Below are 17,618 nucleotides of genomic sequence, written 5' to 3' on the forward strand. Positions count from 1 at the left end.
GACGCGCCGGTGCCCGAAGGCGGGTCACGGCGTCGCCTCGGCCAGCACCCCGACAGCCACCAGGGCGCGGCGGGCGTCCTCGATGCCGAGGTGGCTGTAGGTGTCGACGGTCGTGCTGACGTTGGCGTGGCCGAGCAGGTGCGCCACCACCTCGACCGCGACGCCGCGACGAAGCAGGCCGGTGGCGTAGCTGTGTCGGAACTGGTGCGGGGTGAACTCGATGCCGGTCCGACGACGCAGCCGCCGGACCAGCCGGTCGACGCTCGGGTAACTCATCGGCCGGCCCACCGGTGCCGCCCAGAGGTTGACGAACACGTAATCGCAGTCCAGCGGCCCGTACTCCTCGTGCAGGTAGTCGCTGTAGAGCCGGACCAACGCCGGATCCACCGGCACCTCGCGTGAGTGGGTCTTCGCGCGAGCCCGGTTCACGTTCGCCCGCTGCCGGACGACGATCACGCGCCGCAGCGCGTCGATGTCCTCGTGCCGCAGGCCGAGAGCCTCACCGATACGAAGCCCGGTCCCGCGCAACAGCGACAGCAGGAACCTGTCCCGCAGCCGGTCGCACGCCTCGACCAGCGTCGTCATCTCCGCCGCGGTCAGTTCCCGCGGCAGGCGCCGGCCACTGCGCAAGGAGATCACGCGTCGCCGCTCCGGCTTGTCGCCCAGATGCGCCAGGAACGGCCGCCAGGACCCGCCGCGCCCGCCTGGTCGCCACCGCGTCAGCAGTTCGTGCAGGTCGGTGCCGTGGCGGTGGTGGAATTCGTAGAACGAGGCGACCGCCGACAACTTGCGGTTCACCGTCGCCGCCGACAAGCCGCCCTCCACCCACGGCAGAGCTGCCACCCGCCCGTCGCGTGCGGCCCCGGACAGTCGCAGCCAGGCGACGAACTTGCCGAGGTCCTCCAGCACGACGCCATCCCACGCGGTCCCTCGTGAGGCGAGGAAGGCGAGGAAGTCACGCAGGTCGTGGGCATACGCGCGCACCGTGTTCGGTGACCGCTCGATCGCCGTCAGATGCGCGAGGAACCGATCGGCGCAGTCAACGACGCCACCGTCGCGCACGACCGTCGCCGACTCCACGCCGGAGGGCATCAGCACACGTTGAACCCGAACCAAGGTCGTCATGGACACCAGAGATAAGCCGTCCACGACAACGCCGATCGCAGACTCGCCACCCCGTCACGGACGCTTCCGACACTCGACATGCAGTAGTCAGATAACGGCGGCGACGGTGGCGTCACCGAACGCGCCGGCCCAGTCGGCGACCCCGACGTTGGTGGTCAGGATCGTGGAGGACTTGAGGTAGCGCTGGTTGATGACCTGGAACAGCGCGGATGCGCCGTCCCCGGGCAGGGGCAGATAGCCGAGCTCGTCGATGACCAGCAGTTTCGGACCGGCGAAGAAGCGCATGCAGGTGGCCCAGCGTCCTTCGAGGGCGGCTTTGTGGCAGCGGGCGGCGAGGTCGGCGGCGTGGTGAAGTAGACCCGGTGCCCGGCGTCGACCGCGGCGCGGGCCAGTCCGGTGGCGAGCATGGTCTTGCCGACTCCGGGTGGGCCGACGAACAGCACGTTGGAGGCGTCGTCGAGGAAGCGCAGGGTGGCCAGGTCGCGGATGAGTTTCTCGTCGACGCCGGGTTGGGCGGCGAAGTCGAAGTCGTTGATGGTCCAGGGGTTGGGCAGGCAGGCGAACCGCAGCCGGGAGGCCAGCCGGCGTTGTTCGGTGGCGTTGACCTCGATCTCCAGCAGCCGCTCGAGCGCGGCGAGCAGGGACAGTCGTTCGTGGCGGGCGGCGTCGAGGACCTGGTTGAGCGCGTCGGCGGCGTCGCCGAGCTTGAGGTAGGACAGGTGCGCCTTGAGCTGCTGGTAGCGGCGAGCCTCGCTCATCGGCGCGGCCGGTGGCGGCTCGGATCTGTTGTCGTTCAACGGTTCTCCTCACTGGTCGTGGTCGGGCTGGTCGGGCTGGTCCGGGTGGTCGGAGTGGCGGGTCGGGCCCCGAGGCGGGCTGCGGTCGCGGCGTAGACCGCCATGTCGATCACAACGCGGGTCGCCGGGTCGCTGGTGGGCAGGTCCGGGTCGAGGCGCGGGTCGAGGCCCGGGTGGGCGCGCAGGCGCCGGGCCTCGGCCAGCGATGCCGGCGAGGGCGGGCGGCGGGTCTTGTGGGTGCAGGGGCGGGCGTCGCTGAACCCGGCGAGCACGGTCTTCTCCAGCGCCCGGACGTGCCCGTCGTCGCGGATGACCGCGCCCGATCCGTCGAGCGCGCGGGGATGCACGGCGATGACCGAGCCGCGGGCGGTGGCGATCTGCAGCCGGTCCGAGCCCAGCCGGGCAGTGACGGTGACCAGCGCGCCGACCAGCCCGGGTGGCACCGAGTAGGCGTTCCCACGGAACGCCACCAGCCCTTGCGGGCTGACCGTGCGGGTCACGACGAGCTCGGCCGGGAAACCGACCAGCGGGACCGGGCGCAGCGCCTCACCGGCGGCGAGCTCGGCAACACTGAGCCGGGCGCCGTCGCGGCGGCGGGTGCGCTCGTCCAGACGCGCGCACAGCGCGTCCAGCCCGGCCTGGGCCTCGGCCAGCGAGCAGTCATCGTCGAGGGTGCGCCACCAGCGCTGCGCGGCGGAGTGGTTGGCCTTCTCCACCACGCCCTTGCGGTTGCCGCGCCGGGGCGGGCAGATGTCGATCCCGACTCCGTAGTGCTTGGCCAACGCGGCGAACGCCGGGGTGATCCGCCCCGAGGCGGGTGAGCAGACGGTGGCCATCCGATCGAAGCGCCACCGGCGCGTCACGCCGCCGAGCCGGGCGCTGACCCCGGCGATGGCCTCGACCAGGTGCGGAAAGTCCTCGGCCTCGGCCAGCACCGCGCGCCAGCGTCCGGAATGCGCCAGCGCTCCGACCAGCAGATGCGCATGCCGCCCGGCCCCCCATGCCGCGGGCGGGTTGGGCAGCTCGACCCAGTCCCACTGGGTCTCCTCGCCGCGCGGGTGGGCGATGATCGCGGTGTCGCGGCCCTTCGCGGCCTGACACGGCTCGCAGTGCGGGCGCAGCCGGTGCGCGCGGATCGCCGCGGTCAACGACGGATACGAGCCGGTGAACCCCAGCCCGACCAGCTCGTCGAACAACGTCGACGCCCACAGATGCGGATCATCGGCCAGCCGCAGCCGACAGTAGTCCAGGAACGGCTCGACCAGCGTCGGCGAGGTCCGGACCCGCTGGCCGGCGACCCGCTCGCCGTTCAAGTACGCGCGGACGGTCTTGCGATCGGCCCCGACATGTCGAGCGATCGCCGAGATCGACCAGCCCTGCGCGCGCAGCGCGTGCACTTCCACGTCTTCCTCCAGCGAGAGCATGAACGGCCCTCCAGTCATCGCCCGCAGTGATCACCACGATCACCGCGGACCCTGACCGCCAGGCCACCCTCCAGCGCGCAACCACGCCGGACATGACTCCACCTGGGGAAGTTGATCTAGTAACTCTGAGGATCTTCAGCTAGCGCCGTCACACGCACGTTGCGGCCAATAGCGGTGGCGACGTCGTCGGGGACTGCACCGTCAACACGGCTGCCTGACGTCCGGTGGCGGAGCCGGAAGGGCCCGATCTGCCGCCTCGGCCCTGGTTGGCCGTCACAGGCCGAGGAGCGGCGAACCAACTGCACCCCGACAAGCTGACGAGTAGAAGACGATCCTTAATCGAGGAGGCGGATCTCGGCGATGTCAGCCGCAAGCAGCCCCTTCTCCCTGGCCTCCTCCTCGATCTGCGCGGCAAGCTGCGAGGTAAGCGCCACAACCAACTCGATCACTCCGCGAGGACCGAGATCGGCTTGCACGCCTTCGGCGACGGCTCGAGCCTCTGCCAGCCCCGCCTCATAGCTGTGGTCATCGGACAAGATCGCGAAAACCGCGGTGCGGGCGGCCGCACGCGTGACTGCACCCACCGCTAGAGCCTCGTCCTGAGTTTCGTCCTGATCCTCCACGACCCCTCCGAAGCAACGCTGAGCCCTGGACACCCAGGTCCACCGACTACCCCCGATGTTGCACCGGAAATCACCTGGAGAAGCGAAGCACTCACCGGGCTTCCCGGGAGCATCAAGGCGGCCCCTGGCGGCGGGAGGGGTTCGTTCCGGTGCCGCCTCGCCCCGGATTCGTCATTGCGGTGCCGAGGTCCCGCACAGTGCGCAGACGAAGCTCACGCGAATCACTCGCTCAATGGGCCTACACACGACATTCGCCGGACTTGCACGGCCGGAAGCGCCGGGCCGAGACACTCACGGAGGGTTGAGCCCGGACAGACTCGCCACCGAAGATCGATCTTTCTTTAGGCGCCAGTCCCGGGGGTTCGTCGCCATGTCGCCGCGTCCCGCACGCAGTCCGCCCCGGTGCCACCCGTGCGAAATGGCCTGACGGCGCGGGCCGCTGTGCTGCCGGCCTGTCGAGCCCGCGGGGCAGGTGCTGAAGCACAGGCGGCCGGTCAGTGCGAGGGCGGGCCTCCCGCTGGTCGGGGCGAGCGGACCGCCCAGAGGTCAGCACAGACGGGTCGGGCAAGCGGTCAGAGGAACCCGCCCGAGCCATCCCGGTGAGACCGCGCCGGTTCCCGAGCTCGGCCGCCGGCCGGGGTGAAGCGGTCGCACCGGGAGAGCCCAACCGGCTGAACGAGGAGAGCGATCGTTCAGGCCTTCTCGCGCGAAGGCACATTAGGTCGACCATCCAGGCCTCCTCGGGTGAGGCGTTGCGCCGCCGCGGTAATCGGTTAGCCACTGCCCCGGCTTGCGACCTCTACGACCCGAGGGTCAACCGCTCGTGATGCCACGCTCGCTGAGCACTGCAGGACGTTGAACGACCCGGCCCCCAAGGTCTCAGGAGTTAGCGCAAGCTGCCAACGCCCTCAAAGCTGATGGTCCGGGTACGCCAGCCGCCCTGCAGCTCAGCCCGGCATCATCTCACGGATCCCCTCGCACAGCTCGTTGTGTGCCCGCTCCGGAAGTTGGCGACGCACTCGTAGCTGTCGAACACGTCGTGTGACCAGTGTTGTGGGCAGCTGATCTGCGGCAGACACAAGAACTCCCGTCCGGCGGCTTTGTTCACCGGCCCTGCCGCGCACCGCTTACGGACTGGGCCGGCTGGGTACGCGAATGGGCAGCGGTATAGGAGGGAGCCACAACCGAGCCCGCCGGACCCAGGTTCCGCTCCTGGAGCGGACTCATTGAACGGAGAACGCGACCGCGGCGTGGTGCACCGTGCCAAACGGCTCGGCAGGGTGCCGCTCTCGGCATATCCCGCCCGTGGAGTTCAAGCAGCGCCCTGCCCTACCCCTGACAGGCCTCGCAAGAGCAACGTGGCGGAGTCGTCGATCGGATCGGCATGGCGATGCACGATCTTCCACTCGCCGTTCTCGCGCCGGAAGATCATCGTGCTGCGGAGCATGTACGGCGCCGGTTCGGAGCCTCCCACCGACGCGGTCGTCCGTTCGATCGCCAGCAGATATGCGAAGTCTTCGCCCACATCGGCGGCAACCACTTCCCACTCGCACGAGCTGCAGTCTGAGAAACGCGAGGCAAGTTTCTCGAACATCGGGCCGACCTCGGCCCACCCAATCGGACTGAAAGCAGCACCGAAGACGGTAACCGGATCGGTGTGCGACCACATCGCGAAGCGCGGACCGGCGTCGCCGTTGTGCAGCGCAGTTTCGGCCTCCTGAATGCGCGGCATCATCGCTTCGAGAAACTGCTTGGTGTCGTTCATCAGACCTCCTTGGGATGTTCGGGTCGCGTCCCAGCCGGTGGAGCAGCCGATCCTGCGGTGACGCGTCGCGCGGAACGTCTCCGTCGGCCAGTCCGAGTCGAGGGTCTCGTCCGGGCCGCTCGCGTGGGCGATCGCAGCCGTGGACCGCGGCGTCGCGGATTCGCATCGACAACAATTCGCGCCCGGTCCGGTCGCCCGGCACGGAAGGTGCCGTTTTTCGAGTGCGCCGGCCTCCTGAAAGCAGGCGACGACGCCGTCGGGACAAACGGCGCCAGCGTGTCGTCGCCAAAATGATCGACGACGCGGGTCGCTTCGACCTGTTCAGTCGGCACACCCTGTAGCAACTGGTAGCGAACTTGGCGCCCACGACATGATTGGCGAGTGCGCGCACGTGCCACTCGGAGCACAGCGTCGGTCGCCGCCAGTCGCCAGGTTCGACGAGTTGCAGCCGCCGTGCGTACTCGTCGTTAGCCGCCACGAGCAGCTCGAGCACCATGGTCACTCCTCCGGGCTAGGAGGCTGCTCTCCATCGTTCCTGTGCGCCGCCACGCTCGACATACGGAGACCTACGTAGGGCGCCGGGCTCGATCGGTCCGCCGGTGGCAGCCGGCTCACGCCCGACCCAGACGACTACGTCCGTGTTCTCACGGATGCATCCGAACAGAGAGCGGGGAGGGAGGCGGCGCGAGGGGTGCAATGCCCACGTTTAGAGTGTTGGGCAGCTGGTCTTCTCCAGAGTGTCAGTCGCGCCTTGCCAGGTGCCCGTAACGGATGGTCACCTCGTCCGGGATGCGCCCACGCGCAGCGATCTGGAGGCCCTGGCCGCGGCCCACTTCCGGATCGCGCGGTTGCGCTCCTGGTCCGCGCCACTTGCGGCGCGGCGCGGGGCCTTCCGATCGGCTTTCTGCGGCCGCCCGGCGGCCACATAGGGAGCGAGTGTCGCCCGCAGGGCGTCGGACTTCACGCCCGCCAGGTCGATCTCGTAGTGGCGGCCGTCCAGGCTGAACCGGACCGTCTCGTCGGCTGGGCCGCCGTCGATGTCATCGATGAGCGCCATCTGAACCTGCCGTGCCATCTTTCCTCTTCCCGCCGGGGACCTCGACCCCGGGTTGTACGACAGCTCGTGCCCGCCTCAACGGAGGCGCGCCGTGGCGGTGAGACGCCACCGCGCGAGAGGCGGGCCTCGACCTCGGCCGGCGTCTCCCATGCCCGTGCAGGTGGGGCCGGCGAAGCCTCCGAGCTATTCGCGCCCTTCGTCGAATGCCGTAACCGCCGGGTGAGGCGGTCCAGCCCAGCGCGTGATCATCTCTTTGACTTCTTTAGGTTGCCAAGTTCCAGGTCCGGTAGTGGAACCAAGGTATGGATGCCGGGCTCCAACTACCCGACTGATCAGCGTTGCGTCGGAGCCGCGCGCTGGTTGTGGGCTGCCCGGGCTGTCGTCGTCACGAGGACGACTGTGCCGATCGATTCCACAACCAGCGTGGTCGGCGCCAGCTGGTAGTTCAGGCTCGAGCGGATCCCGAAGAGTCCGACTGTCAACGCGAGCACCAGCGCGAGCAGCGTGCCTGCCATGAACAGCAGGCTCAGTAGGCTCGCGAGAACGAGGAGCCGGCCCTGGGCAAGGACCATGGTGACCGCCAGCACGAGCGCCCCGATAGCGTTCACCACGAACAGGCGTCCGAGCACGCCGCCCGTCCCTCCAAAGAGGACGAGATAGAGGTGGATCCCGCCCATCGCCAACAAGAAAATGGCGCTGAGGGCCCACCAGGTGATCAGCGAGCGCCGGCCGAAATTACCCGTCCTGGGAGGCTCACGGGAGCCGGGGCTCTCGGGATTGGTTACCACACGAACACCTGCCCTCCGACGCGCAGGTCGTCTCTCGAGACCGTCGAGGAAGTCTAGTGCCGTGGGAGCCACCGGATCGGGTCCTTCTTGCGGGACCTTTGGAGACGGGCGAGACGTGCCGGCCGAGTTCGGGCCGTGGCAGACGCTGTGGAAACGGCACAGCCGCTGGTCGACCGACGGCATCTACCAGCGGATCTTCGAGGCGATGCTGGCGGGACAGGACCAGCGGGGAGCCTGGATTGGCTGCTGTCGGTCGACTCCACCGTCGTGCGGGCGCATCAACACGCCGCCGGTGCCCCCACGCCCGCACAGGGGGCACCATCAAATGACAAGGTCCCTGAGCCCGTCGATCATGGCGTGGGACGCTCCCGCGGCGGGCTGACCACGAATACATGGGCACCCACCGATCCCGCAGCGGAGCCCAGCCGAGCTTAGGTGAAGCCCACCCCCCGCGCGGTGAGCCAGGGGGTCGGGTTGATGTTGCTACCACTTGGATCGACGACTTCGAAGTGCAGGTGCGGGCCGCTGGACTGGCCGCGATTGCCGACCGCAGCGATGATCTCGCCCGCCGAGACCCGCTGACCGACCGCGACCAGCGTGCGGTCGATGTGACCGTAGACGGTGATGGTGCCGTCGGCATGGCGCACCCGCACCCAAAGCCCGAAACCGCTGGCCGGCCCCGAGCTGATCACCGTTCCATCCAGCGGAACACGGATTGGCGTGCCGATCGGCGCCGCGATGTCGAGGCCCTTGTGCTGGGCATCCCAGCGAGGACCGTAGCCGGAGCTGATGCGTCCCACCACCATCTGCACGCCTCCGCCAGCCGACGCGACCGACGCCTTCTTCAGGGCGACCGTCGTGCCACTTCCAGCCAGTTTCTCCGGTGGGGTGTCGGCTGCAGCTCGAGCTTCCTCGATGGCGCGAGCCGCCTGCTCGGAAGCGCGTCTCGCCTGCTCGGCGGGGCGCTGGCTAAGTCGGGCGTCGACGAGCTCCGCAGCGCGGACGATCTGTGGCGCGGGCGGCATGGAGCTGATCGACCCGCCCGCCGGCGATAGACCGGCACCGATGAAGGATGAATTCTGGACGGTCGACTCGGGAGGAGCCGCAGGGCCCGGCATGAACGGCTCATCAGCCCCCAGCTCGAGCACACTACCGGCAGCGAACGCGGATGGTGTCGACCCGGGCTGCGCCATTTGGACCGTCGCTGCGAGCGCGCTGCCGGCAACCGCCGCCGCCATGACGCGAACGGAGAGCGCTGACATGCTCGAAGGGACTGGCCTGGGGAGCGCGGGAGGCCGGTACGCGCCATCGATTCCCGCTGCCGCGAGGGCCGGGGGCGGGAAGCCGAGGTGTGCGCGCCGGCTTCGGGGGGAGCGGTGCCGTGCCACAACAATCCTTCCGAAGGTTCTGAACCCGGTGGACAGCCCCGTCGGGGTCGGGGCGGGCCGCCGGGGGCGCGGCCCGTGTCCGGTCGTACCGGGTCGTTATCGTTACGTTCCGACGTCAGGCCGAGGCCCGAACGCCGGGCCTTCCCGTGTGATCGACATCTGACCAAGTCGTCATCGGGAGTAGTAGCTGACGCGAGGTCAGGTCACGGAGGAAGCCCGAGCACCGATCCTACTATCTCTGTACGTAGATAGTAGGGTTGTCTCGCGTCACACGAGGAGGGTATGAGGAGCAGCTCGGACAGATCTGCACAGATTGGCCTGCTTGCCGATGCTCCGCCTGCTGCGGCCAGCAGGCTTCGTCAGCGCGCCGCGGCCTGCAGGAGGCGGGCGCATTTACTGTCTCGAGGAGGTGCCGTGCCGGAACCGTCGAGATCGAGTGGTCGGCTCCTGCGGCGCTCGGTGTCGGTTGTGATCCCCGCGCTGACTCCGGCGTCGGCGCCACGCGTGAACGTCGGATCGGTGGGAAGGTTCGTGACCGACTGCATCCAGATGCCTTGCACTGGCAGTCCTCCCGCTCCCCCTGCCTTCCCTGGATCACAGCGGTGCGCCAACGGCCGTGAGAGGGCGACCTGATGAAACTGCCGATGCCGATCGAGCGAGTGGCCGCGGCAGTGGGCCGCCAGTCACGCAATATCGAGCTGGACAGCGCGGTGCGGCGCATCCCCGGCAACGAGGTCGTGGCGTTGCGGGACTTTCTCGGCCCTCAGGCCGACCGGATACTCTCCCGGCTCGGGCTGATCCCCAAGGCGGTGCGGAGCCGGCGAGCGCGTCGGTTCGAGGAGGACCTCCGCCTGCTCAACGACGTGCTGGCAGCCACCGCGTTCGGGGACCGTTACTGGGTGTGGGGCGGGATGCTGCTGGGCTGGGCGCGGGAGGGCCGCCTGCTGCCGCACGACGTCGGCGACGCGGACTTCTGCTACGCCGCGGCCGACGACGAGCTCCTGGAACGGGCCGAGCCCGCCCTGCTCGCCGCCGGCTTCCGGCGCTGGTACTCGTTCCGGGACAACACCGGCGTGCGGACCGAGCGCATCTTCATCCGGCACGGGGCCCTGTTCGAGTTCTTCCGGCTCCAGCCCACCGAGCAGGACATGCAGGAGTACCACCTGTACGGCACCGGCCCGGCCGGCCTGGTGGAGGCCGTCGGGCTGCTGCCCCGGCTCGACCTCGAGCCGTTCGATTTCCTCGGGCGGACGTGGCGCAAGCCCGTCGATCACGAGAAGGTCCTGGAGCTCCACTACGGGGACTGGCGCACGCCCGACCCGTCCTGGGGCTACCTGGACGACAAGGCCATCGTGCGGACCCGCGAGTGGCGCCCAGTCGGGGCCCGGTGACCCGCCGCGCCCGCACCGCGAACGCCGTCGTCAGGACGAAGGGGAATCGCTCAGTGCCCGAACCGCTACCCGAACCGCTGCCCGAATCCCCGCCGCTGCCAGCGGACCTGCCCTCGCCCCGACTCGACGCCGATCCCCCCGCGTCCCGCTCCCGGGCGGCCGCCCTGCGGCAGATGGTGTTCTCCGACGAGCTCGAGTTCCTCATGGAGGCGCACAACGGGCTCTCCGCCCGGATCGTGAAGGAGGCCGGGTTCGGCGGGATCTGGGCCTCCGGGCTGGCCATGTCGGCCCAGCTCGGCGTCCGGGACAACAACGAGGCGAGCTGGACGCAGATCGTCGACGTCGTGGAGTTCATGGCCGACGCCAGCGACCTGCCCATCCTGCTCGACGGGGACACCGGCTTCGGCAACTTCAACAACGTGCGCCGGCTCGTGCGCAAGCTGGAGCAGCGTGGTGTCGCGGGGGTCTGCATCGAGGACAAGCAGTTCCCGAAGACCAACAGCTTCATCGACGGCGACCGGCAGCCGCTGGCCGAGGTGGAGGAGTTCTGCGGGCGGATCAAGGCGGGCAAGGACTCGCAGCTCGACGAGGACTTCGTGCTGGTCGCCCGGGTGGAGGCGATGATCGCGGGCTGGGGCGTCGAGGAGGCGTTGCACCGCGCCGCGGCCTACCACGAGGCCGGGGCGGACGCGATCCTGATCCACAGCGCCAAGTCGCGTCCGGACGAGATCCTCGAGTTCGCGGCGCAGTGGCAGAACCGGGCGCCGCTGGTGATCGTGCCGACGAAGTACTACAGCACCCCCACCACCGTCTTCCGCGAGGCCGGGATCAGCGTCGTGATCTGGGCCAACCACCTGCTTCGCGCCGCGACCTCGGCGATGCAGTCGGTGGCCCGCGAGATCCACGACAGCCGCACGCTGGTCGACGTGGAGGACCGTGTCGCTCCCGTCGGGGAGATCTTTCGACTGCAGGGTGCCGACGAGTACGCGGCCGCCGAACGTCGCTACCTGTCGGTCGCGCACCGGGCGCCGGCCGCGGTCGTGCTGGCCGCGACCCGCGGCCGCGGGCTCGAGGCCGTGACCGAGGACCGTCCGAAGGTCATGCTGCCGATCGCCGGCAAGCCGCTGCTGCGCTGGCTCGTCGACACCTTCAAGTCCCAGGGCATGAACGACATCACCGTGGTCGGTGGCTACCGGGCGGACGCGATCGACACCTCCGGTCTGAAGCTGGAGGTCAACGAGCGTCACGAGGAGACCGGGGAGCTCGAGTCGCTGCGGCGGGCCCTGCCGGCGATGACCCACGACACCGTCGTCTCCTACGGCGACCTGATGCTGCGCGGCTACATCCTGCGGGACCTGCTCGACGTCAAGGCGGACTTCGCCGTGGTGGTCGACTCCTCCGCCGTCACGGACGAGGACGCGGGCAGCACGAACGACTTCGTGCAGTGCTCCGAGCCCGACGACCGGTCCCTCTTCGGCCGGCAGGTGCTGCTGCGCAGGGTGACCGACGAGGCGGCCGGCTCGGACGGCCGGTGGATCGGCATGCTCGCCGCGCGGGGCGAGGGCGTCGGCCGGTTGACGGCGATGATGGAGCGGCTGGTGCAGCGGCCGGACTTCGACCGGCTGGACGTGCCGGACCTGCTCAACGCGCTCGTCGACGCCGGTGAGACAGTCGAGGTCCTGTACATCCACGGCCACTGGCGCGGCATCAACGACCTGTACGACTTCGACCGTGCCGGGGAGTTCGCCCGGCCGTGAGTCCCGACCCCGACGGGAGCTTTCTGTGATCGCCGCCGAGACCTTCGTCGACGAGGCGCGGGCGCGCGGGTTCGCCTGGTACACCGGCGTGCCGTGCTCGTACCTCACGCCGTTCATCAACTACGTGCTGCAGGCGGACCACCTGCGGTACCTGTCCGCGGCCAACGAGGGCGACGCCGTCGCGATCTCCGCCGGGGTCACCCTCGGCGGGGGGCGCGCCGTGACGATGCTGCAGAACTCCGGGCTCGGCAACGCCGTCAGCCCGTTGACCTCGCTGACCTGGACCTTCCGGGTGCCGCAGCTGCTGATCGTGACCTGGCGCGGCGAGCCGGGGAACCCGGACGAGCCGCAGCACGAGCTGATGGGGCGGATCACGCCGCAGATGCTCGAGACCATGGAGATCCCGTGGGCGGACTTCCCGTCCGAGGACGCCGCCGTCGGCCCGGCGCTCGACGCCGCGGTGGCGCACATGGACTCCACCGGTCGTCCCTACGCGCTGGTCATGCACAAGGGCACGGTCGCCCCGTACGCGTTGCGCGACGGGGTGCGCCCGCCGGGCGTGCCCGGTGCAGCCCCGGCCCCGGAGGCGAGCGGGGCTCCGGCCGGCGCCCTGCCGACCCGGCGGGAGGCGCTGCAGCGGGTGATCGACCGGACGCCGGAGGGGTCGACCGCGGTGCTCGCCTCCACGGGATACTGCGGTCGCGAGCTCTCCGCGCTCGCCGACCGCCCCAACCAGCTCTACATGGTCGGCTCGATGGGTTGTGTGGCGCTGCTCGCCCTCGGCCTGGCCCTGGCCCGGCCCGACGTGCACGTGGTCGCCCTCGACGGGGACGGCGCCGCCCTCATGCGGATGGGCGCGTTCGCCACGCTCGGCACCTACGGCCCGCCCAACCTCACGCACCTGCTGCTGGACAACGGCGCGCACGAGTCGACGGGCGGCCAGGCCACCGTGTCGCCGAACGTGTCGTTCGCCGGCGTCGCGGCCGCCTGCGGCTACCCCGTGGCGCTGGAGGGGGACGATCCCGGCCTGGTCGACGCGCTGCTCGAGGCCGCGGCCGAGGGCCCCCGGTTCGCGCGCCTGCGGATCGGGACCGGGACGCCAAAGGACCTGCCCCGGCCGACGGTCACGCCCCCCGAGGTCGCCCGCCGTCTGATGTCCCACCTCGCCGAGCGGGTCGGGGTGCCCTTCGCAGCGGAGCCGGGCCGGTGACATCGGAGGCACCGGTCCCCACACCGATCTCAGACCCTCCCAGGAAGATCGCGCGGCTGCTCCATACCGCGGCCCCTAACCAGGCCACCGTCAGCCTGGCCAACCTGGCCGTCGTGGTGCTATCAGCACGAATGCTGCCGCCTGGAGCGTTCGGCCTGTTCGTTTCGGTGCAGCTGGCTGTACTGTTCTGCGTCGGGGTCGTCAACGCGAGCGTGCTCATGCCGATCGTGTCCGACCCGACGGTCGACCCGACTAGGCCGGTCGCCGAGGCGCGGCGGGTCGTCCTGCTGATCGGAACCGGCGGACTGGTCGTCGCCGTCGCGGCATCGTTCGTCTTGACCGGCGAGCTCCGGGTCGCAGTGCTGGCCACAGGACTCGTCTTGCCCGGCTGCCTGTACTGGGACGCGGTACGGATGCATTACCAGGGCCGGTCGGACTACCTGCGGCTACTGCCGGGCGACCTGATTGCCGCGCTAGTGATGGTCGGCTGGGTGGCCGCGACGGTCCTTCTCGAGCAGGGGTCGCTGGTCACAATGCTGGGCCTGGGCGCCGGCCCGTGGGCAGCCTGTCTGGTCGTCCTGCCGCCGTGGTCGGCCCGGTGGACGAGCTGGCGCCGGCCCTGGCCGCGGCGGGTCAGCGCCAACCTCGCCGGCGACTATGTCATCGCGACCGGGCTCGACCAGCTGCTCACCCTGCTCACCGCGGTGTTCCTGTCCACCGTGGCGCTCGGCGGGCTGCGGCTGGCGCAGTCGGCCCTGGGGCCGGTCGCTACCTTGGCGATAGCACTGAACTACACCGTCCTGCCTCGACTGCGCGACCTCGAGCTCACGCCCTCCGGGAAGCTCCGCTGGGCCTCCAAACGCTTCGGTGCGCTTGCAGGTCTGGCGCTGGCGATCGGCGTGGGCCTGACGCTGCTGCCGGTGTCTGTTGGGCAGAGCATCGTGGGCGACGCGTGGGCCATCAGCGCACCGGTCGTCCTAGCTGTTGCCGTGTACGCAGCCGCGTCAGCCCTCGGCCACGCAGCCACGCTGACCATGCTTATCTCCGGGGCCAGCGGCATGCTCCTGGCGGTGCGGATGGTGTCCGCACCGGTGGTCACCGCAGTGTGTGTGCTCGTCCTGACCCGCCACGAACTGGTCCTCTACGCCTGGGCCGCGGCTGGGCTGCTGGTCCTGATCACCGCCGTCCTGTTCATCATGGCGGCGCGGTGCGACCGCCGCGTCCCGGACGCGACAGGTGGTCGAGATGAGAACTAGGACGGGTGAGTCGATGCGGGCGGTGATCCTGGCCGCAGGCCGCGGCAAGCGGCTGGAGACCCGGGAACGTCCCGGTCCGAAGTGCCTGCTGCGGTTCGGCGGCATGAGCCTTCTCGAACGCCAGCTCCGCGAGCTGCACGCCTGCGGAGTGACCCAGGTCGTGGTCGCCACCGGGTACGCGCATGAGGAGATCGAGCGCGAGCTCGACCTCCTCGACCTACCCCGACCCACGCTCGTCCGCAACGAGCGGTATGAGCTGGGCAGCATGCTCACCGTCGACGTGGTGGGGCCGCAGCTCACCGCCGGGGGGACCGTCCTGCTGATGGACGCGGACGTGCTGTGCGACGCGCGCGTTGTCGGCCCTCTTGTCCACGCGCCGTCGGCGAACGCCCTGCTCGTCGACCGGGACTTCGAGCCCGGCGAGGAGCCGGTCAAGGTGCTGCTGCGCGAGGGGGTGCCCGTCGACCTGGCCAAACGGCCGGATTCCGACCTGCCGCACGACGCCGTCGGCGAGTCTGTCGGCTTCTTCCGCCTCGGCGAGGCGGCCGCCGCGGCGCTGGCCGGGATCGTCCGGGTGAGCGTGACCGCCGGTGGCGCGGCGCTGCCGCACGAGGACGCGGTGCGGGACCTGCTGCGGGCGGGCGAGCACCGGTTCGCCGCGGTCGACGTGACCGGCGCGCCGTGGACCGAGATCGACTTCTCGCACGACGTCGAGCGCGCCCGCGCGGACGTGCTCCCCCGCCTGACCCTCGAGGTGTAAATCGTGTTCTTGCTCAACCCCGGCCCCGTCACACTGTCGCCGCGCGTGCGGGAGAGCCTGCTCGGGCCCGATCTCTGCCACCGTGAGCCGGAGTTCTTCGATCTGCAGGACGCGGCCCGGGCCGGGCTGCTGTCGGTTTACGACCTGGATCCCGCCGAGTGGGCCGCCGTGCTGCTCACCGGTTCGGGCACCGCGGCGGTGGAGAGCATGGTCGCGTCGGTGGTTCCGGCGGACGGCCGGCTGCTGGTGCTGGAGAACGGGGTCTACGGCGAGCGGATGACCGCGATCGCGGAGTGTCACGGCATCGCGCACGAGACGCTGGCCGGGGACTGGCTCGACGCGCCGGACCTCGACGCCCTCGATGCGCGGCTGGCGAGCTCGCCGGGGTTCACGCACGTCGCCGTCGTCCACCACGAGACCACGACCGGGCGGCTCATCGACCTCGCCGAGGTCGGGGCGGTGTGCCGGGAGCACGGTGTGCGGCTGCTGGTCGACGGGGTGAGCAGCTTCGGCGGCGAGGAGATCGACTTCGCGCTGCCGATCGACGCCGTCGCCGGCACGGCCAACAAGTGCCTGCACGGTGTCCCCGGCATCGCGTTCGCCGTGGTGCGGCGCGCCGCGCTCGCCTCGGCGGCGCAGCGGGCCTACTACCTGGACCTGACCCGGCTGGCGACCCTACAGGACCACCGCAACACGCCCTTCACGCCGGCCGTGCAGAGCCTGTACGCGTTGGTCGAGGCACTCGACGAGCTGCGGTCGGAGGGCGGCTGGCGGACCCGGCACGACCGTTACGCTCGCTACGCCGGCGCCGTCGGAAAAACCCTGCGCGCAGCCGACGTCGCACCGCTACTGCCCGACGGCGGGAGCTCCGTCGTCCTGCGCTCCTACCGGCTGCCGAACACCGTCTCCTATGTCGACCTGCACGACAGGCTGAAAGATCGGGGCTTCGTGATCTACGCCGGGCAGGGCAAGTTGGCCAACTCGATCTTCCGAATCTCGACCATGGGCGACCTGTCGGACGTGAACATCGACCGGCTAGTCGACGCCCTTACTGAAACCTTCTCGTAGCCCCTCCCATCCCGAGCTGCTATACCCGCATGGCGGGATGCTCGGAAGCGGACGAGGTTGACCGTCGGCGGGACAGTCGCTGCGGGCTTGAGCTTTATCGAGAACCAGAACCCAGCTGCCAACACCCTGCCGTATAGGAGCGACCGATCGCACCTGCCAGCAGAGGTGGCCCGACCATCGGTTCGCCAAGCCGTTGTGGCCCTGCCGAGCCGGTCAGAAGTCGCTGATGATCGAGAGTGCGCGTCATTGCAGACCCGCAGCGCCGTCGGCGACGGCCACACGCACGGGGCGCGTACACGCCGGACGCGACAGTGGCGGCTGATTACTGAACCTATCGAGGCCGACGAACTCAGCAGCAACATTGATCTTCACTGCACCGGGCCGCCGAGGTGCACTTCACTATGAGAACACCAGAGAACTCCTTCATCGATGGAGACGCGAATTTGGCGCTGAAGCGCGTTACCGTGGGCATCGGGGCATCTTGGTCAGCGGATGAAATAGATGACAGTGAAGAGTCCGATCCAGACAACGTCCACAAAGTGCCAATAGTACGAGACTACGATAGCTGCGGTAGCTTGAGCCGGAGTAAACTTGCTGAGCCTCGTTCTGATCAAAAGAAGTATGAAGGCGATGAGTCCGCCCGCCACGTGAAGGCCATGGAAGCCGGTAGTCATGAAGAAAACCGTTCCGTAGGCGCTTGAGGCGATCGTAGTCCCCTCCTTCACGAGTTGATAGTATTCGTAGCTCTGGCCGGCGATGAAGACTGCGCCCATGAGGAGTGTTGCGATGTACCATCGGCGCAGGCCGAAAACATCGCCGCGCTCCGCCGCAAAAACTCCGAACTGGCAAGTGAACGATGAAGCCACCAGAATGGAAGTAACCACCAATGCGTAGGGCACGTTCAGCTCGGTCGGTGGTGGCGGCCAATCTCCTGCATTCTGAGCGCGCGCTGTGAAGTAGATTGCGAAGAGCCCTGCAAAGAACATCAACTCGCTGGAGAGCCAGACGATGGTGCCGACGCTAACCAGGTTCGGCCTGTTCAGTAAAGGAGTTCGCACGCTGGCCTGTGCTGAATCGGTAGTCACGGACGGGTCCTCACTTCTTGAAGGGCACACCGCGGTGCAGCGGAGGCCGGCCCCCTGGCGGCGAGCGAAAAGCCCGTGCTTGATCGTCTTCTGATGACCCGGGCCCCTGGTGTGGTCGCCCCCG

General features: G+C 69.4%; 14 protein-coding genes and 2 pseudogenes. 6 read left to right on the forward strand and 10 right to left on the reverse strand.

Annotated elements, in window-relative coordinates; all coding sequences use genetic code 11:
• Positions 1-24: 24 nt before the first annotated feature.
• From ACL02T_RS10295 to ACL02T_RS10335, 9 genes and pseudogenes are all read right to left on the reverse strand, one after another.
• Positions 25-1,092: a site-specific integrase gene (locus ACL02T_RS10295; protein WP_412830410.1), complete on the reverse strand. Its 1,068-nt coding sequence runs from the start codon at positions 1,090-1,092 to the stop codon at positions 25-27.
• 120 nt (positions 1,093-1,212) lie between these two features.
• Positions 1,213-1,883: pseudogene (gene istB / locus ACL02T_RS10300) on the reverse strand (IS21-like element helper ATPase IstB).
• 35 nt (positions 1,884-1,918) lie between these two features.
• A complete protein-coding gene (gene istA / locus ACL02T_RS10305; protein ID WP_412830411.1) occupies positions 1,919-3,346 on the reverse strand; it encodes an IS21 family transposase in 1,428 nt (475 codons plus the stop codon).
• A 335-nt stretch (positions 3,347-3,681) separates the two neighbouring features.
• A complete protein-coding gene (locus ACL02T_RS10310; RefSeq protein ID WP_412830412.1) occupies positions 3,682-3,969 on the reverse strand; it encodes a hypothetical protein in 288 nt (95 codons plus the stop codon).
• A 1,312-nt stretch (positions 3,970-5,281) separates the two neighbouring features.
• A complete protein-coding gene (locus ACL02T_RS10315) occupies positions 5,282-5,734 on the reverse strand; it encodes a YybH family protein (RefSeq protein ID WP_412830413.1) in 453 nt (150 codons plus the stop codon).
• Between the two features lie 370 nt (positions 5,735-6,104).
• A pseudogene (locus tag ACL02T_RS10320) lies at positions 6,105-6,230 on the reverse strand (maleylpyruvate isomerase N-terminal domain-containing protein); the annotation flags it as partial.
• A 279-nt stretch (positions 6,231-6,509) separates the two neighbouring features.
• A complete protein-coding gene (locus ACL02T_RS10325; protein WP_412830414.1) occupies positions 6,510-6,809 on the reverse strand; it encodes a histone-like nucleoid-structuring protein Lsr2 in 300 nt (99 codons plus the stop codon).
• A 314-nt stretch (positions 6,810-7,123) separates the two neighbouring features.
• The gene (locus tag ACL02T_RS10330) at positions 7,124-7,579 is read right to left on the reverse strand and encodes a hypothetical protein (RefSeq protein WP_412830415.1); all 456 of its coding nucleotides are present in this window, start codon (positions 7,577-7,579) and stop codon (positions 7,124-7,126) included.
• A 431-nt stretch (positions 7,580-8,010) separates the two neighbouring features.
• Positions 8,011-8,841: a M23 family metallopeptidase gene (locus ACL02T_RS10335; protein ID WP_412830416.1), complete on the reverse strand. Its 831-nt coding sequence runs from the start codon at positions 8,839-8,841 to the stop codon at positions 8,011-8,013.
• A 770-nt stretch (positions 8,842-9,611) separates the two neighbouring features.
• Here ACL02T_RS10335 and ACL02T_RS10340 point away from each other — a divergent pair.
• The 6 genes from ACL02T_RS10340 to ACL02T_RS10365 are packed head-to-tail and all read left to right on the forward strand — an operon-like array spanning position 9,612 to position 16,409.
• Positions 9,612-10,358, forward strand: a complete 747-nt coding sequence (locus ACL02T_RS10340) for a LicD family protein (protein WP_412830417.1) — start codon at positions 9,612-9,614, stop codon at positions 10,356-10,358.
• A 53-nt stretch (positions 10,359-10,411) separates the two neighbouring features.
• Positions 10,412-12,115: a phosphoenolpyruvate mutase gene (gene aepX, locus ACL02T_RS10345; protein WP_412830418.1), complete on the forward strand. Its 1,704-nt coding sequence runs from the start codon at positions 10,412-10,414 to the stop codon at positions 12,113-12,115.
• Positions 12,116-12,140: 25 nt separating this feature from the next.
• The gene (aepY, locus tag ACL02T_RS10350) at positions 12,141-13,325 is read left to right on the forward strand and encodes a phosphonopyruvate decarboxylase (RefSeq protein WP_412830419.1); all 1,185 of its coding nucleotides are present in this window, start codon (positions 12,141-12,143) and stop codon (positions 13,323-13,325) included.
• Positions 13,322-14,581: an MATE family efflux transporter gene (locus tag ACL02T_RS10355; RefSeq protein ID WP_412830420.1), complete on the forward strand. Its 1,260-nt coding sequence runs from the start codon at positions 13,322-13,324 to the stop codon at positions 14,579-14,581. Before aepY ends, ACL02T_RS10355 begins: the two co-directional genes overlap by 4 nt.
• Entirely contained in the window at positions 14,571-15,341 is a 771-nt protein-coding gene (locus ACL02T_RS10360) for a phosphocholine cytidylyltransferase family protein (protein WP_412830421.1), read from the forward strand. The genes ACL02T_RS10355 and ACL02T_RS10360 overlap by 11 nt, the downstream gene beginning before the upstream one ends.
• A 3-nt stretch (positions 15,342-15,344) precedes the next feature.
• Positions 15,345-16,409 (forward strand): 2-aminoethylphosphonate aminotransferase, encoded by a 1,065-nt coding sequence (locus ACL02T_RS10365; protein WP_412830422.1) that lies wholly within the window; start codon positions 15,345-15,347, stop codon positions 16,407-16,409.
• 485 nt (positions 16,410-16,894) lie between these two features.
• Here ACL02T_RS10365 and ctaE read toward each other — a convergent pair whose 3' ends face one another.
• Positions 16,895-17,494 (reverse strand): aa3-type cytochrome oxidase subunit III, encoded by a 600-nt coding sequence (ctaE, locus tag ACL02T_RS10370; RefSeq protein WP_412830423.1) that lies wholly within the window; start codon positions 17,492-17,494, stop codon positions 16,895-16,897.
• Positions 17,495-17,618 lie beyond the last annotated feature (124 nt).

Origin of the sequence: Pseudonocardia oceanicola (assembly GCF_047200735.1) — a bacterium.
Lineage (GTDB): Bacteria > Actinomycetota > Actinomycetes > Mycobacteriales > Pseudonocardiaceae > Pseudonocardia.

Excerpts from the sequence above, each read along its gene's own strand:
- istA (WP_412830411.1), bottom strand. The coding sequence starts at position 3,346 with ATGCTCTCGCTGGAGGAAGACGTGGAAGTGCACGCGCTGCGCGCGCAG.
- ACL02T_RS10315 (WP_412830413.1), bottom strand. The coding sequence starts at position 5,734 with ATGAACGACACCAAGCAGTTTCTCGAAGCGATGATGCCGCGCATTCAG.
- ACL02T_RS10295 (WP_412830410.1), bottom strand. The coding sequence starts at position 1,092 with ATGCCCTCCGGCGTGGAGTCGGCGACGGTCGTGCGCGACGGTGGCGTC.
- ACL02T_RS10325 (WP_412830414.1), bottom strand. The coding sequence starts at position 6,809 with ATGGCACGGCAGGTTCAGATGGCGCTCATCGATGACATCGACGGCGGC.
- ACL02T_RS10360 (WP_412830421.1), top strand. The coding sequence starts at position 14,571 with ATGAGAACTAGGACGGGTGAGTCGATGCGGGCGGTGATCCTGGCCGCA.
- ACL02T_RS10335 (WP_412830416.1), bottom strand. The coding sequence starts at position 8,841 with ATGTCAGCGCTCTCCGTTCGCGTCATGGCGGCGGCGGTTGCCGGCAGC.
- ACL02T_RS10340 (WP_412830417.1), top strand. The coding sequence starts at position 9,612 with ATGCCGATCGAGCGAGTGGCCGCGGCAGTGGGCCGCCAGTCACGCAAT.